12 protein-coding genes are annotated in these 14,870 nt (G+C 63.3%); 10 read left to right on the top strand and 2 right to left on the bottom strand.

Going from position 1 to position 14,870, the window contains the following annotated elements:
• From JHD67_RS01540 to rapA, 10 genes are all read left to right on the top strand, one after another.
• Positions 1 to 768, top strand: a 768-nt coding sequence (locus JHD67_RS01540; RefSeq protein ID WP_199096609.1) for a TonB-dependent receptor, incomplete at its 5' end; no start/stop codon positions are given.
• 45 nt (positions 769 to 813) lie between these two features.
• On the top strand, positions 814 to 1,491 hold the full coding sequence (locus JHD67_RS01535; RefSeq protein ID WP_199096607.1) for a Fe2+-dependent dioxygenase: 678 nt from the start codon (positions 814 to 816) through the stop codon (positions 1,489 to 1,491).
• A 424-nt stretch (positions 1,492 to 1,915) separates the two neighbouring features.
• Positions 1,916 to 2,479 (top strand): GspH/FimT family pseudopilin, encoded by a 564-nt coding sequence (locus JHD67_RS01530; RefSeq protein ID WP_199096639.1) that lies wholly within the window; start codon positions 1,916 to 1,918, stop codon positions 2,477 to 2,479.
• A 4-nt stretch (positions 2,480 to 2,483) separates the two neighbouring features.
• Positions 2,484 to 2,990 (top strand): type IV pilus modification protein PilV, encoded by a 507-nt coding sequence (gene pilV / locus JHD67_RS01525; RefSeq protein ID WP_199096605.1) that lies wholly within the window; start codon positions 2,484 to 2,486, stop codon positions 2,988 to 2,990.
• Positions 2,987 to 4,069 (top strand): PilW family protein, encoded by a 1,083-nt coding sequence (locus JHD67_RS01520; RefSeq protein ID WP_255556563.1) that lies wholly within the window; start codon positions 2,987 to 2,989, stop codon positions 4,067 to 4,069. Before pilV ends, JHD67_RS01520 begins: the two co-directional genes overlap by 4 nt.
• Positions 4,066 to 4,605, top strand: coding sequence for a hypothetical protein (locus JHD67_RS01515; RefSeq protein WP_199096601.1), 540 nt, complete (start codon positions 4,066 to 4,068; stop codon positions 4,603 to 4,605). The genes JHD67_RS01520 and JHD67_RS01515 overlap by 4 nt, the downstream gene beginning before the upstream one ends.
• A gap of 16 nt (positions 4,606 to 4,621) precedes the next feature.
• Complete coding sequence (locus tag JHD67_RS01510) at positions 4,622 to 8,350, top strand: PilC/PilY family type IV pilus protein (RefSeq protein ID WP_199096599.1); 3,729 nt, start codon at positions 4,622 to 4,624, stop codon at positions 8,348 to 8,350.
• A gap of 11 nt (positions 8,351 to 8,361) precedes the next feature.
• Positions 8,362 to 8,652, top strand: a complete 291-nt coding sequence (locus JHD67_RS01505) for a hypothetical protein (RefSeq protein WP_199096597.1) — start codon at positions 8,362 to 8,364, stop codon at positions 8,650 to 8,652.
• 18 nt (positions 8,653 to 8,670) lie between these two features.
• Positions 8,671 to 9,135, top strand: coding sequence for a type IV pilin protein (locus JHD67_RS01500; RefSeq protein ID WP_199096595.1), 465 nt, complete (start codon positions 8,671 to 8,673; stop codon positions 9,133 to 9,135).
• 86 nt (positions 9,136 to 9,221) lie between these two features.
• The gene (rapA, locus tag JHD67_RS01495) at positions 9,222 to 12,062 is read left to right on the top strand and encodes an RNA polymerase-associated protein RapA (RefSeq protein WP_199096593.1); all 2,841 of its coding nucleotides are present in this window, start codon (positions 9,222 to 9,224) and stop codon (positions 12,060 to 12,062) included.
• Between the two features lie 224 nt (positions 12,063 to 12,286).
• Here rapA and JHD67_RS01490 read toward each other — a convergent pair whose 3' ends face one another.
• Together JHD67_RS01490 and JHD67_RS01485 are read right to left on the bottom strand one after the other, a co-directional pair.
• Entirely contained in the window at positions 12,287 to 13,663 is a 1,377-nt protein-coding gene (locus tag JHD67_RS01490; protein ID WP_199096592.1) for an amino acid permease, read from the bottom strand.
• A gap of 30 nt (positions 13,664 to 13,693) precedes the next feature.
• Positions 13,694 to 14,347 (bottom strand): rhomboid family intramembrane serine protease, encoded by a 654-nt coding sequence (locus JHD67_RS01485; protein ID WP_199096638.1) that lies wholly within the window; start codon positions 14,345 to 14,347, stop codon positions 13,694 to 13,696.
• Positions 14,348 to 14,870: the final 523 nt, after the last annotated feature.

Below are 14,870 nucleotides of genomic sequence, written 5' to 3'. Positions count from 1 at the left end.
AATACGCGCGTCAGCGATAACTTGTGGAACTGGAAGCTGGGCGTGCTCTACAAGCCTGCGCCGAACGGCTCGGTATACGTGAACTACGCGGTGTCGGCCGAGCCGCCGGGCGGCAGCACGCTCACCCTGAGCAGCTCCGCCAACAGCCTGGACAACCCGAACCTGGAGCCCGAGCGCGCCCGCACCTACGAGGTCGGCACCAAGTGGGAGCTACTCGATCAGCGCCTGTTGCTCACTGGCGCGCTGTACCAGACCACGGTCAGCAATGACCTCGTGCAGGACCCGGTTACCCTGCTCTACTACCAGATCGGCAAGAAGCGCGTGCAAGGCGTGGAGCTGAGCGCCGTCGGCAAGCTCACCGACAACTGGGCCGTGAGCGCGGGCTTTACCACCATGAACGCCAGCGTGATCAGCGGCACCGCCGTAGCGCAGGACGGCTCCTCCGACCTCGCCTATACGCCGAAGAAAGCCTTCACCAGTTGGACCAGCTATCTGCTGCCGTTCGGTCTCACCATCGGCGGCGGCGCCCGCTACAGCGGCGAAATGCAGCGCGGTACCGACGGCGCCATTGGCACACCGGCGTACACCAAGGCGTACTGGGTGGTCGACGCCATGGCCTCCTATCCGCTCAACAAGCACGTCGATCTGCGCCTCAATCTCTATAACCTGTTCGACAAGGACTATGTCGCAGCCATCAACAAGAGCGGCTACCGTTACACGCCGGGCACGCCGCGCGCGGCGATGCTGACGGCCAACGTACGCTTCTGATCGCACACCTCCGCGACAACGCGCCACCCTGTTCGAGGCACCGTCATGTTGCTGCACATCCCCAACATCCTCGCCCCCGAACAGGTCGCCGCCATTCGCGCGGCACTGGACCAGGCCGAGTGGACCGACGGACGCGAAACCGTCGGTCCGCAAGGCGCCAAGGTCAAACGCAACCTGCAGTTGCCTGATGCCTCGCCACTGCGTGCCGAACTCGCACGCGTGGTACTCGACGCACTGGCGCACCACCCCCTGTATCACGCGGCCACCCTGCCGCTGCGCACGCTGCCGCCACGCTTCAACCACTACGCGGGCGGCGGCGAGTATGGCTACCACGTGGATGGCGCAGTGATGGCCCTATCGCAGGGCGAGCAACTGCGCAGCGACATCTCCTGCACGCTGTTCCTTGCCGAGCCGGAGGAATACGACGGCGGCGAACTTGTCATCAGCGATACCTATGGCGAGCACGAGGTGAAGCTCCCCGCTGGCGACATCATCATCTATCCCTCCAGCAGCCTGCATCGCGTGACACCGGTGACGCGCGGCGCCCGCATCGCTGCCTTCTTCTGGGTGCAAAGCCTGGTGCGCGACGACAGCCAACGCCGCCTGCTGTTCGAACTCGATACCGCCATCCAGACCCTCACCCGCACCGGCGCCGACGCGCAGGCCGTGCTGCAACTCACGGGCACGTATCACAACCTGCTGCGGCAGTGGGCTGAGACCTGAGTCCCCGGTAGCCACCGACTGCCCCCTTCATCTGTGGGTCCGCCGTGTGGCGAAAGCATTCGCCATGCCCACGTCCACGCTTAGCCATACCTCAGGCGCCAAGCCTGTATTCAAACTGACGATTTAGCGGACTTGCGCCATTCGCGATTGCTTACGAATGCCCGAGAAGATGCCGACCAACGGTAATCCAAAACCGACAAGCGGCACGCCCTGGATCACAAAAATCGCATGAAAAAACGTTCAGTTAACGCTCAGAATAATGGCGTCAAAAAGGGGCCACGCGACGACATGTCTGCACGGCCAACGGCCAGCTGAAGAGCAACAGATCCGTCCCGCGCACCGGTGATGACACGCCGGTTTTCACGGGCCTTGCCGAACGCAGATCGGTAGGTGGGGACAGCTGAACACACAGGGGACGCCTTCCATGATGCCGGCTTGCGCACCGCGCTCGCGTGACCATGGCTTTACGCTGATCGAGCTGATGGTCACTCTGGCCGTGGTGGTGATCATTACCGTGGTGGCTATCCCCAACCTGCGCACGTTTGTGCAAAACGTCCGTCGCGATAGCGTGGTCGATGGTCTGGTCGCGTCCCTGCACTACACGCGCAACCAAGCGCTGAGCACGGACCAGACTACCCTGATTTGCGCGGGTACTACGGGGGTGGGCTGCACTGGCGGCACATGGGGCGGCGGCTGGGAAGTACTCGCTCTGCCGGCCAACGCCTCCACGGTATCGCTGACCAGCCACGCTATCGTGACCACCAGCGCCACGCCCACGCTCAAGGCCCTCAACGGCAGCACGTCTCTTACTTTCAACGGCCAGGGTTTGGTAACCAACATGCCCAGTGCCGGCAGCGAAACCATCGTGGTGTGCGACTCGCGTGGATCCAACTATGCCCGCGCCGTATTCATCAACACCGTGGGTTACATCCAGGCCTCGCCCAATCCGGGCACGGCGCCCAACGGCACTGCACTGACCTGTCCATGAGCCTATGAACAAGAAGCGCCACAACCAAGGATTCAGCCTGATCGAAGTGCTGATTTCCGTAGTGATCGTCTCGGTCGGCATGCTCGGCGTGGCGGGCATTCTGCTGACCGTATCGCGCAGCGCCAACTCCAACTACGCCAGACAGCAGGCCGTTGCGCTGACCTACGACATCGTCGATCGCATGCGGGCCAACGCGACTGCGGCGAGCAACTCGACCACGAGCAACCCCTACATCGCCGCCGCCACTGCACCCAGCACCACCACGCCCAGCCCCGATTGCAGCTCCGCCACGTGCTCGGCGACGCAGATGGCGTCGTTCGACGTGTGGCAGTGGCAAACAAAGATAAAGAACAGCCTGCCCAATGGCCTTGGCTCAGTGTCGGTCGCCGCAGGCAACACCAATACCACCAACATCACGGTGACCGTGACGTGGAACGACAAGCCCGCGCAAGCAAGCTTTGGCAACACCACTGCGACCAACGCCTCCTACACAATCGTCACCGCGCTATGAACAGGCAACCACGTAGATCCAGGCAGACAGGCTTCGGGCTGGTCGAAGTCATGGTCGCCGTTACACTGGGCTTGATCGTGCTTGCCGGCGTTGTGGTGATCTTCACCGCGCAACGCCAGGTGTATCGCAATGCGTCCTCGCAGGCACTGATTCAAAACGCCGACAGCACCATCGCCGCCGTGATAACGCCGACGGTGCGCGGCGCCGGCTTTCTCGGGTGCAGTTCGATGAACAGCGCCGGCAGCTACACCTACGTCGGCAGCCCTGCGACGCCACTGAGCTACAGCACTAGTAGCGCTGTGCAGGGCTACAAGGCCAGCACCATGCCGACACAGATCGTCACCGGCACCGCCAACGACACCAAAGGCACCGATTGGAGCCCCACGCTCGATTCGTCGCTTACCACCAACGGCGTGGCCCAGGGCAGTGACGTGCTGGTATTGATCGGCGCCAAGCCCGGCGCGCAACCGATCGGCGTGACCGCGTTCAACTCCGGCTCGCTGTCGGTGAACAATGCCAGCGCGCTTCCCAGCGCCAGTACCGCCAATCCACTGCTGTTGTCGGTGTCCGACTGCGGCAAGAGCGCGGTGTTCCTGGCTACGGCCATCAGCACGTCCGCCAATACCGTGACCTTCACCAGCGGCCCCAACGGCACGCCGACGTTTGCCAACAGTTCGCAGCTAATTCCGCTGCAGCAGACGGTGTACTTCATCGCCAAGGGCGACGGCGGGGAAAGCGCGCTCTTTCAGGGCACCATGAGCGGCCCGGCGGCATCGGCCGCGTGGACCATGAATGAAATGGTGCCTGGCGTGTCGAACATGCAAGTGCGCTACGGCATCGGCAGCAACGGGCAGGCCACCCAGTACGTGGATGCCAGTGCCGTATCCAGCAACGGCGGCTGGGGCGCGGTAACCAGCATCCAGTTGGGTTTTCTGATCGAGGGCAACCTCAACTCGGCGACCATTCCGTCTGCGGCGACGAAGTACACACTGTTCAACACCACCCTGACCGTACCGCCGGATTCGCGCCTACGGCACACCTATTTCCTTACCATCAACACGCGGAACGCCACGCTATGAACCGGCTCGCCACGCCCATTGACTCGCGCGGCCAGCGCGGCGTCGTACTGCCAGTGGTGATGATCATGCTGCTGGTGCTCACCATTGCTTCGCTGGTGATTGCAGAGCAGATCGGCACGCAGACCCGCGTAGCCACCAACGCCTCGCTGAACGAGATCTCCAGCCAGGCGGCCGAAGCGGTATTGCGTAATGTGGTCAACCAGATGCGCTCCGGCACCATTGCGACCGACCCCGGCTCGTATCCTCTCTCGACCTCCAGCTATCCCGCGAATGGCCAGTACAAATTCGAGGCCTCTTCGTACGCGGGCGTGCTGCTGCCCTGGCAGAACCCAAAAGCATGGGCAGCAACGACGTCCAATACGGCATGGTGCGGCAACACCACCGTGCAGAGTTGCAAGTACATCATCGAGAAGCTGCCTAACATTCGCCCGCCCGGATTCAGCAGCGACGTGAGCGTGTTCCGTATCACGTCGCGCGTGGTGGGGCCGGACGGCCAAAGCGTCGTGATGCTGCAAACCCTCTTCCAGAAACATTGATCACCGGCGACCTACCATGAGCAAGCAAACCCATCGGTTCGTTCGTTCGCTGCGCCTGGGCGCAGCGGTAGCAGTCGTTGCCCTCACAGCTGGCGTGGCGAATCTGCCCATGGACGAGGCTCACGCTGCCAGTACGCCACCGACACTGCCCATTTCCCAGGTTCCATTGACGGTAGTGCAGCCCACGCATCCGCAGGTGCTGATCGCCATCGGCAACTCCGAATCGATGGACGGCAACCTCTCCGGCGCCATCATGGCGGGTTCGGGTTCGCTGAGTTCCAGCCTGGGTGCGCTGACCAGCTCCAGCTCACCTACCAACTTCACCATCCCCAGCGGTTTCACGCCGCCGGTAAATGCCGGCAGTAGCGGTAGCGCGCCCTACACAGTGAACCAGAGCGGCACGCTGTACGACAACAGCCCCAGCCGCCTCAATGTGGCCAAGCAAGGTATCTCGGCCATCATCAACCAATACATGCCGAGCACGGACTTCGGCCTGATGGACTATGGCACCACCGGCACGTCGCTCTATACGACGTGGGTGTATTACATGTCCGCTTCGGGCAGTAATTTCACCTTCACCAATACCGCACCGACCAATGGCACGGAGTACGTCACCAACCCTTGCTACAACTACTCCTCGGCCAGCTCCACCATCAAGAGCAACTGTTCGAGCATCGACACCACCCTCTACAGCGGCAAGATGGGCACGTACCAATACATGATCGTTGGTGCGTCAAGCGATGACCCCAGCATCAACGACGTGTTGTATGCCGGCAGCCAGCCAGGCGTGTACGTCACCTATGGCGGCGTGTCGCCTTCCAATCCCTACAGCTACTACACGCTGGCCAAGTACAACTCGGGTGGCATCAGCACTACCTACAGCAAGTCGGTGCCGAGTGCGAACCAGACCACGTCGCCCACCAATGCGGGCTACATCCCCTACTCGCAACAAGTGATGTACGCCGAGCGCGGCTTCGGCTACGGCGCCAACGACGCCCAGACCGGCGGCATCGGCAATGTGGTGGTGAAGGACAGCAGCGGCAACTCCATCATCAGCGCCGGCCAGTCGCCCACGTCAGCCACCGTGGCGACCGCGGTAGGCTACTTCAGCGCAGCCTTGCAGCCTGAAACCAACAGCACCAGCACCAGCGAGATCAAGGCGCTGGCCGGGCAGTCTGCGCTGGCCGGCATGTTGACCACCGCCAAGACTACCCTTGCCAACAGCCTGCCGACCACCAGCTCCGGCTGCACCCCGCCCAAGCAATACGTGGTGCTGATCACCGACGGCCTGCCCACCGAGGATCTCAAGGGCAAGTTCTGGCCACCGGTAGGCAGTGTATCGGCCACCGGTTATGGCATGACCGCGACGTTCAACAGCGATGGCTCGCTCAATACCGCGGGCACCAATGACCAGGCGCTGCTCGACACCATCACCGCCATATCCAACCTCAACGCGGCCGGCGTGGAAACCTATGTGATCGGCCTGGGTGCCGGCGTGGACCCCACCAAGAACCCGCAGGCCGCGGCAACGCTGGCCGCGATGTCCGTGGCGGGCGGCAGCGCGGCTACCGCCACCAAGATCACCGGCGGCACGCAGTACTTCCCCGCCACCAGCCCTTCGGCGTTGGTGACGGACTTGCAGAGCATTCTTTCGGACGTGGCCAGCCAGAGTTCGTCGTCGAGCTCAGCCACCGCCAACTCCACCAGCCTCAATGCCAATTCGCAGGTGTACCAGGCCACGTTTACGCCGGGCAGCACGGCGGTAAACGCCTGGATCGGTGATCTTCAGGAATACGGCATCAACGCCTCGGCCACCATCAACACCACCGCCACCTGGAGCGCGCAGGCGCAGTTGGACAGCTTGACGCCAACCACCCGCCACATCGCGACGTGGGACCCTTACCACATATCCAGCGGCACCACGGTCACACCGGCCGCGGTAGGTTTCAGTTGGACCAACTTGTCGAGCACCTTGCAAACCCAGCTCGCGCAGAACAGCAACAACGGCCAGTACGTACTCAATTTCATACGCGGCGATCACTCGCAGGAACAGTCCAACGGGGGAACGTTGCGAACGCGCGCCCACCTGCTGGGCGACGTGGTGGACAGTTCGCCAGCCTTCGTCAGCGTGCCAGCGGGAGCGTTCCAGGACGATTCCTACGCCACCTTTTCCGCCAGCAGCACGGTACAGAGTCGCACCCCGATGCTGTACTTCGGCGCCAACGACGGCATGTTGCACGGCGTGAACGCCAATACGGGCCAGGAAGTGATGGGGTTCATCCCCAATGGCGGCACCAATGGCGTGTTCTCCAACCTGTACATGCTGGCTAGTCCTTACTACTTCTACCATCACCAGTTCTTCGTCGACGGCTCACCACAGGTCAGCGACGCTTTGCTGTCCACGGACGGCAAATGGCATACCGTGCTGGTGGGTGGTGAGAGCGCCGGCGGCAGCACGATCTATGCGCTGGACGTCACCAATCCGAACAACTTCACTTCGGACGCCAACGTTGCCAGCTCGGTGCTCTGGGAATTCTCCGATAGCGACATGGGCCTGAGCTATAGCACTCCCGTGATTGCCCGTTCGGCCGCGGTCACCGTCACCGACAAGACCAGTTCCACCAGCACCACGGCAGCCGGCTTCGCGGTGATCTTCGGCAATGGCTACAACAGCGCCAGCGGCAACCCCATCTTCTATGCCGTGGATGCCTCCACCGGCAAGCAGTTGGCCAAGATCAACCTGTGCTCGGCGGTATCGGCCACCTCGCCCAATGCATGCAGCAGCACGCTGCCCAATGGCTTGTCCAGCGTGTCGGTGGCCAACTCCAGCGGTGTGGCCGGTGTCGTCCAGGACATGGCTTACGCGGGTGACCTGCAGGGCAATTTGTGGGCCATCAACATGAGCAACAGCAACCCGAGCAAATGGACGGTGACGCTGCTGTTCCAGGCCCGCGACGGCTCGGGCAATACGCAACCAATCACCACCGCGCCAGCGCTGACGCTCAACCCGAACTTTCCTAACGAGTTCGGACTGATGGCGTTCTTCGGCACGGGCGAACTGCTCACCCAGGCCGACCTCACCAGCACTAATGTCCAGACCATTTATGGCGTGTGGGACAACACCGCCAACTTGACCAGTTACGCCAAACCGTATCCTGCGCCGCCTTATACCCGCTCCAACCTGGCTCAGCAGACCGTGAGCGTGGTAACCGCCACGGTCTCCGGTACCAGCGTGAAGGGTGTGACCAACAGCGCCAACCCGGTGAACCTCACGTTTGCGTCCGTAAGCGCCACCAATCCATCGCCGCCGCCGGCCACCATAACCGTCGCGCCGCAGGAAGGCTGGTATTTCGACTTGTCGCCACTGGGTAGCGGCACCCGCTCGTTCACCACGCTGGCGGTCGATGCAGGCGGCGTGAAGTTCACCACCAACCAGCCACCCGCGAACGCCTGCGCGCAGCCAAACTCGTACTTCCTCAACGTGGACTATCGTTCCGGCAGCGCCCTGCCCACCGCATCCATCGGCCTGCCCAATTCGGGTGTAACGATCAGTTCGGCCACCGTGAATGGCAAAGCCGTGGTGTTGTCCGGTGTCTATGTAACCAATGCTTATGCGGCGGCGCCAACCAGCGTGCAGTCCGGCAGCGGCACCAGCGTTAACATCATCAGTACGGCCAACGGCCTGCAGACCGTAGCCACGCAGGGCTTCCAGCCCGGGCGCGTGGGCTGGTGGCAGGTCCAATGAGGAGGATCACCATGACCACCCGTCGCCATCTGCTCGCCCTTGCCGGTCTGGCGTGTGCCCTGAGCGCACAGGCCAGCACGCCCGCCCCCACCACCTCTGGCGTTATCCAACAAGTGCGCCCGCTAGGCACGGGGAGCGCGGTCACCGTCAATGGCAAGACCTATACCTTGCAGTCCGACGTGCGTGTGGACAGCAGCCTCTCCAACCTTCAGGCGGGACAGGCGGTGACGCTGGATCTGTCCAGCAAGGACCAGTCCGTCATTGCGGTGCACCCCACGAGCGCAACGACCCCCACCCACTGAGCGCCAATGGCTAAGCCGATGAAAAACCCCACCAAGCACGCTGCGGGCTTTACCTTGATCGAGCTGATGATCTCAGTCGCGATCATCGCCATTCTTGGCGCGCTGGCGATCACCAATTACGCGCGCTATGCACAAACCAGCCGCCGCTCTGACGCACTCAGCGCGCTATCCACGGACCAGGGCATACTCGAGCGCTGCTATTCACAGACCTTCGACTACAACAAGGTTACGGTTAGCGGTTCAGGCTGCGGAAGCCTCTCCACCAGCGGCAATACCTCGCCCAATGGCTTCTACACGGTAGCGCTGGCGATGCCTGGAACGTCCTCGCCGCAGACGTCCTATACGCTCACCGCCACGCCCGCCACGGGCTCACCGCAGGTGAAGGACACCACTTGCGCCAAGTTTGTCGTAAGCAGTGCCAGCCCGCACCAGGCCTACGACAACACCGGCGCCACGCAGACATCCACCTGCTGGCCACAATAAGTGCCTCAGGCGCCCGCGCTTTGCAGGCGCGTGCCTGGCAGCGGATAATCGACGCCCTCTGTATTTAATAAGTTGATGGCGTCGCGATGTTTGTACCTGGGCAACGATGGATCTCCACCGCCGAACCCGAACTGGGCCTCGGCACTGTGCTGCGCGTCGAAGGGCGCGGCGTACAGGTGCTGTTCGCCAAAGCGGGCGTGCTGCGCCCTTATGCGATCGACTCCGCCCCGCTGGTGCGCGCGGAATTCCGCCCTGGCCAGCGGGTAGCCGGCAAAGGCATCGCGTTTCTGGTCGAGCGTGTGGAAATCCGCGAGGACCTGCTGATCTACCGTGGCGAAGGCCGCGAGCTGGAAGAAGGTCAGCTCGACGACGAACAGAGCGTGAGCCAGGCGGACGACCGCTTGATCGGTGGCCGCACTGACCCCGTCGCGCACTTCGAACTGCGCCTGGAGGGCCTCAAGCGCCGCGCCGATGCCCGTCGCTCGCCGGCCTGGGGCCTGGGCGCGGCACGCATCGGGCTGGTGCCACATCAGTTGCGCGTGGCCGGCATCGCCGCCTCGCGCCGCCCTCCCCGCGTGCTGCTGGCCGACGAAGTAGGCCTGGGCAAGACCATTGAAGCGGGCATGATCATTGCCCGCCAGCTCGCCACCGGCCGCGCCCAGCGCGTGCTGGTGCTGTTGCCCGATACCCTGGTGTATCAGTGGTTCGTGGAGCTGATGCGCCGCTTCAACCTGAGCTTCGCCATCTATGACGAGGAACGTTGCGAGGCGCTGGACATGTCCGACGCCGGCGCCAACCCGTTCGAAGACGAACAGCTGGTCATCGCCGATTTCAGCTTCCTCGAACACTCGCCCAAGCGTGCCCAGCAATTGCTGGATGCCTCGTGGGACTTGCTCGTGGTGGACGAAGCCCATCACCTGGCGTGGACCCCGGAAGCCGCCAGTCCCCGCTACACGCTGGTGGATCAGCTCGCCGCGGCCACCCCCGGCGTGATCCTGCTTACCGCCACGCCGGAACAGCTGGGCCGCAGCGGTCACTTTGCGCGCCTGCGCCTGCTCGATCCGCAGCGCTATCACGACCTGGACGTCTATTTGTCCGAGTCCGATCGTTTCCACAATTTGTCCAAGGTGGCCGACCGCCTGCTCGCAGGCCAACCGCTGGATGATGCACAGCTCGCCGCACTGCGCGAGGCGTTTGCCGGTGATTCGGCCCTGCAGGCACACCTGGCCGATACCACCAAGCCGGAAAATATGCGCGAGATCCTCGCCGCGCTGATCGATCGCCACGGCACCGGTCGCGCGATGTTCCGCAACCGCCGCGCCAACATCGGCGGTTTCCCTAAGCGCATTCCGCAATGGCACCTGATTGACGCCGACGCGCTCGACGACGCTGCTCGCCAGAGTTTGCTGGCGGAGTTCCACGCGGACATGCAGCAGCCGGCACCGGCCATCGAGATCGACTACAGCAACGACCCGCGCATCGACGCCCTGGTTACCCTGCTGGAGGAGCATCCGCAGGACAAGTTCCTGCTGATCTGCCGCAGCCAGGCCAAAGTGTTGGCGTTGGAAGAAGCCTTGCGCACCAAGAGTGGCGTGGGCGTCGCCCGCTTCCATGAAGGCCTGGGCATCGTGCAGCGCGACCGCAATGCAGCCTACTTTGCCCAGCCGGATGGCGCGCGCTTGCTGATCTGTTCGGAAATCGGCTCCGAAGGCCGAAATTTCCAGTTTGCGCACCGTCTGGTGCTGTGGGATCTCCCGCTCGATCCCGATCTGCTGGAACAGCGCATTGGCCGACTGGACCGCATCGGCCAGAAGCACGACATCAGCATCCACGTGCTTGCCGTGGCCGATAGCGCCCAACATGTGTTGGCTCGTTGGTACGACGAGGGTATCGATGCCTTCCGCTCCAGCCCGGCCGACGGTCGCGAACTGCTGCGTCGCTTTGGCGAGTCGCTGGCCAAACTGGCCGACGAGCACGCACGCGGCGACGATAACCGCGACCAGGAGCTGGATGTATTGCTCGCCGAAACGCGCGCCAGCCACGAAGAGTTGGCCGCCCTGATCCGCGATGGCCGCGACCACTTGCTCGAATTGGCCGCCAGCCGCGACCTGCATGCGGATGAACTGCAGCAGGCGTTTAGCCGCGAAGATCACGATCCCAGTCGCGATCATTTCATCCAGGGGCTGCTGGAGCGCTTCGGCATCCACGCGGAGGAACTGGGCGGCAAGGTGATGCTGCTCGACCCGCAATACCTTTCCACCGATGCACTGCCCGGCTTTGCCGAAGGTCCCGTGCCGGTCACCTTTGCCCGCGACGTGGCCCTGGCGCGTGAGGATCTCCCGTTGCTGCGCCTGGATCACCCGATGGTGATGGGTGCGCTCGATCTCACCCTTTCCAACGAGCAAGGCAACGCCGCCTTCCTGGTGGACGACACGCTGCCGCCGCGCAGCGCGCTGCTGCAAGCGGTATACCTGCTGGAATGCGTGGCCGACCGCAAGCTGGATGCCGAACGCTTTCTGCCGCCGCTGCCGATCGTGGTCACCATCGACACCCGGCTGGCCGAGCGCGCGGATTTCCGGCCCAGCGACATCGCCCTGCGCAAGGCGGCCGATCGCAACATCGAGGTGGCTCGCTACCGCAAGTTCCTCGGCAAGCTGGTGCCGCCCATGCTGGAGAAGGCCGAAAGCATCGCCAGCGAGCGCGGCCAATCGCACATCGCCGATGCCGTAGCCCTCGCCACGGAAACGCTCGATGGCGAGCTATCGCGCCTGCTGGCACTGCGTGCGGTGAACCCCGCTATCAGCGAAACCGAAATCGTCACCGTGGCGGACGAACGCACCGCCCTGCTCAAGGCCCTGCCAGGGTCGCGCCTGCGCCTGGACGCCGTGCGTTTCGTGGTGAGCCCGGACTTCCTCGCGCTACGCTGAGTCATCCATCCGGGGCGGCCATTGGCCGCTCCGGCACCCGTCGCACGGAAGACGAATATCGCGGGCTTCACGCCGAAAACGTTGCGCTGCGATTGGGGCGGGCTGCCGGCGCGACTCAGGTCGACCATGCACCTGTTCCATGCGTACCGCAGCCTTGAGGTGGCCGAAGCGCTACCAAAATGCCTGCAAGGCTGGGGTGGCCCGCGCCACGACCATACCCCGCCTCAGGCCATTGCCCGTTCGCCCGCCATGATGCGGTGGCGCACGTCAAACACCTTGTAGGCCACGCTGAGCAGGGCAATCCACCCGGCGCCCACGTACAAGGCCACGCGCGTATCCGGGCTCACTCCCAGCATCACCACCACAAAACCCAGGAAGGCCAGGCAGACAATGCCGGTGAAAGGCCACCAGCGCAGGCGGAACCCCGCGGGCTTTTCGCCCCGCTCGCGCAAGCGACGACGGAAGCTGTAGTGCGCCAGCAACACCATGGACCAGGTCCACACGGTGTTGAACGACAGGATCGACATCATCATGCCGAACACCTTGGTCGGCAGCAGGTAGTTGAACAACACCGCCAACAGCAGCACGGCCAAGGTAGCCAGGATGGCGCGCACCGGTACGCCCTGCTCGTTCACCCGATTGAATACGGCCGGCGCCTGCCCCTTGCCAGCCAGGCTGAAGAGCATGCGACTGCCACTGAAGGTAGTGCTGTTGAAGCCCGACAAAGCCGCGGTGATCACCACGAAATGGATCAACCCCGCCGCCTGCGGAATGCCCAGCTTGGCGAAGGTGGTAACGAACGGGCTGCGGTGTTCGCCCAGGCCCGTCCACGGGTAGATCGCCATGATCACGAACAGCGAGCCCACGTAGAAGATCAGGATGCGCCACAACACCGAATTGACCGCGCGCGGAATGGTACGTTCCGGGTTGGCCGCCTCGCCCGCCGCAATGCCCACGGTTTCCACGCCGCCAAAGGAAAACACCACCACCGGCAGCGCCAGCACCATGCCGACCAGTCCATGCGGGAACCAACCGCCGTGCGACCACAGGTTGGACAATCCGGTCGCCTGGCCGCCATTGCCCCAACCCAGGAAGATGATGGCCAGGCCGCCGGCGATCATCGCCAGCACCGTCACCACCTTCACCAGGGTGAACCAGAATTCCATCTCGCCGTAGACCTTCACGGTGAGCAGGTTCAGCCCGCCAATCATCACCACGCTGCCCAGCACCCAGATCCATCGCGGCCAGTCGGGAAACCACTGGTTCATGTACGCGCCCACCGCGGTGGCTTCGGCCATGCCCACGCCCACCATCAACAGCCAGTAATTCCAACCGGTGACGTAGCCGGCGAACGGCCCCAGATAGCGCCTCGCGTACACGCTGAAGGAACCTGCCACCGGATCGCGCACGGTCATCTCGCCCAGCGCGCGCATGATGATGAAGATCATCACGCCGCCGAACAGGTAGGCGAATAACACCGATGGACCGGCCAGTTTGATGGCGTCGGCCGAGCCCAGGAACAAGCCCGCGCCAATGGCCATACCCAGCGCCATGAAGGTGATATGGCGCGGCGTAAGGCGGCGCTGAAGATGCTGTGTCATGAAAAACCGGAGGTAATGTAGGTCGCGCGATCAGCGCCGGAGCTGGCGCTGCGGCTTGATCGGCAACTTGCCGCGCCAATACTGGATAAGGATAAACCCGCCGAGCATGCCGCCCAGATGGGCGAAATGCGCAATGCCCGATTGCGTGCCGGTAACGCCGAGCACCAGTTCGTACAAGCCGTAGAGCGTCACGAACACCCACGCAGGCATGGGGATGGGCGGAAACAGCAGCATGAGCCGCTCGTGCGGGAACAACATGCCGAAGGCCAGCAGAATGCCGAACACCGCGCCCGACGCGCCCAGGGTCGGGTAGAAGCCGCCGGTAAACCATCTCACCACGGCCAGCTGCGCCAGCGCGGCCACAATCAGGCAGACGAAGTAGTACACGGTGAAGTTGCGTGGCCCGAACACCCGCTCGATCTGGCCGCCGAACATATAGAGGGCGAACATATTGGAGAACAGGTGCAGCAGGCCGCCGTGCATAAAGGCGTAGCTCACCAGCTGCCAGGGGCGAAAACCGACCGAAACGATGTCGCCCGCCGAGGTCTGCCCCATCTGATCGGCGCCCCACGGCCACAGCGCAAAGTGCATCAGCAGGGTCTCGCCCATGACCTGCTGCAGCAAAAAGACCGCCACGTTGGCAATCAATAAGTTACGAGTAACTGTCGGCATGTCGAACGGCATGGGCTGGCGATTCCGGAAAAGCGATCCGGCCAAGCGTACCCGTACCGGCGGTTTACCGCCACGAAAGACTGCGTCAATTCGCCGCACCCGATCTGGCGCCTGGTGCAAGCCGCGCAACCAAGGGCTCCCGCGCGCATCGCGCCTCCCCTCAGCCATCGGAACCAACGCCATGGCCAACGAATGGTTGACATCGCTTTCACCAGATGCGCAAATGGACGTCCATACCGCTATTCACAGCGGTGTCGACCGACCTTCAGGACCCACCGTTCCGTGAACATCCAGCGTTTCTGCCCGGCCAACAACACCGCACACCGCCTCATGGCGATGTGTTGCGGCTGTTGATCGCACGCCACGCAGAAACCCCGCACGGCCACTGCGGCCGCCGCCCAAGGCTCATGGCCTTTTATGGATGTCCATATGACTATTTCGTCCCGCACCGCGCATTGCGCCACGCCTAGCCGCCTTCGATATCGCGCGTGTTGTCGCGCATGTCGAATGTGTCGCATTGACTGACGCCATCACA

It is taken from the genome of Dyella sp. ASV21 (genome assembly GCF_016428975.1).
Taxonomy (GTDB): Bacteria; Pseudomonadota; Gammaproteobacteria; order Xanthomonadales; family Rhodanobacteraceae; genus Dyella.
This window is presented reverse-complemented; position numbering and strand designations above follow the sequence as displayed.

Bases quoted from the DNA above. Each gene is read 5' to 3' on its own strand.
- JHD67_RS01520 (WP_255556563.1), top strand. From the start codon at position 2,987: ATGAACAGGCAACCACGTAGATCCAGGCAGACAGGCTTCGGGCTGGTC.
- pilV (WP_199096605.1), top strand. From the start codon at position 2,484: ATGAACAAGAAGCGCCACAACCAAGGATTCAGCCTGATCGAAGTGCTG.
- JHD67_RS01485 (WP_199096638.1), bottom strand. From the start codon at position 14,347: ATGCCGTTCGACATGCCGACAGTTACTCGTAACTTATTGATTGCCAAC.
- JHD67_RS01515 (WP_199096601.1), top strand. From the start codon at position 4,066: ATGAACCGGCTCGCCACGCCCATTGACTCGCGCGGCCAGCGCGGCGTC.
- JHD67_RS01500 (WP_199096595.1), top strand. From the start codon at position 8,671: ATGAAAAACCCCACCAAGCACGCTGCGGGCTTTACCTTGATCGAGCTG.
- JHD67_RS01490 (WP_199096592.1), bottom strand. From the start codon at position 13,663: ATGACACAGCATCTTCAGCGCCGCCTTACGCCGCGCCATATCACCTTC.
- JHD67_RS01505 (WP_199096597.1), top strand. From the start codon at position 8,362: ATGACCACCCGTCGCCATCTGCTCGCCCTTGCCGGTCTGGCGTGTGCC.
- rapA (WP_199096593.1), top strand. From the start codon at position 9,222: ATGTTTGTACCTGGGCAACGATGGATCTCCACCGCCGAACCCGAACTG.
- JHD67_RS01535 (WP_199096607.1), top strand. From the start codon at position 814: ATGTTGCTGCACATCCCCAACATCCTCGCCCCCGAACAGGTCGCCGCC.
- JHD67_RS01530 (WP_199096639.1), top strand. From the start codon at position 1,916: ATGATGCCGGCTTGCGCACCGCGCTCGCGTGACCATGGCTTTACGCTG.
- JHD67_RS01510 (WP_199096599.1), top strand. From the start codon at position 4,622: ATGAGCAAGCAAACCCATCGGTTCGTTCGTTCGCTGCGCCTGGGCGCA.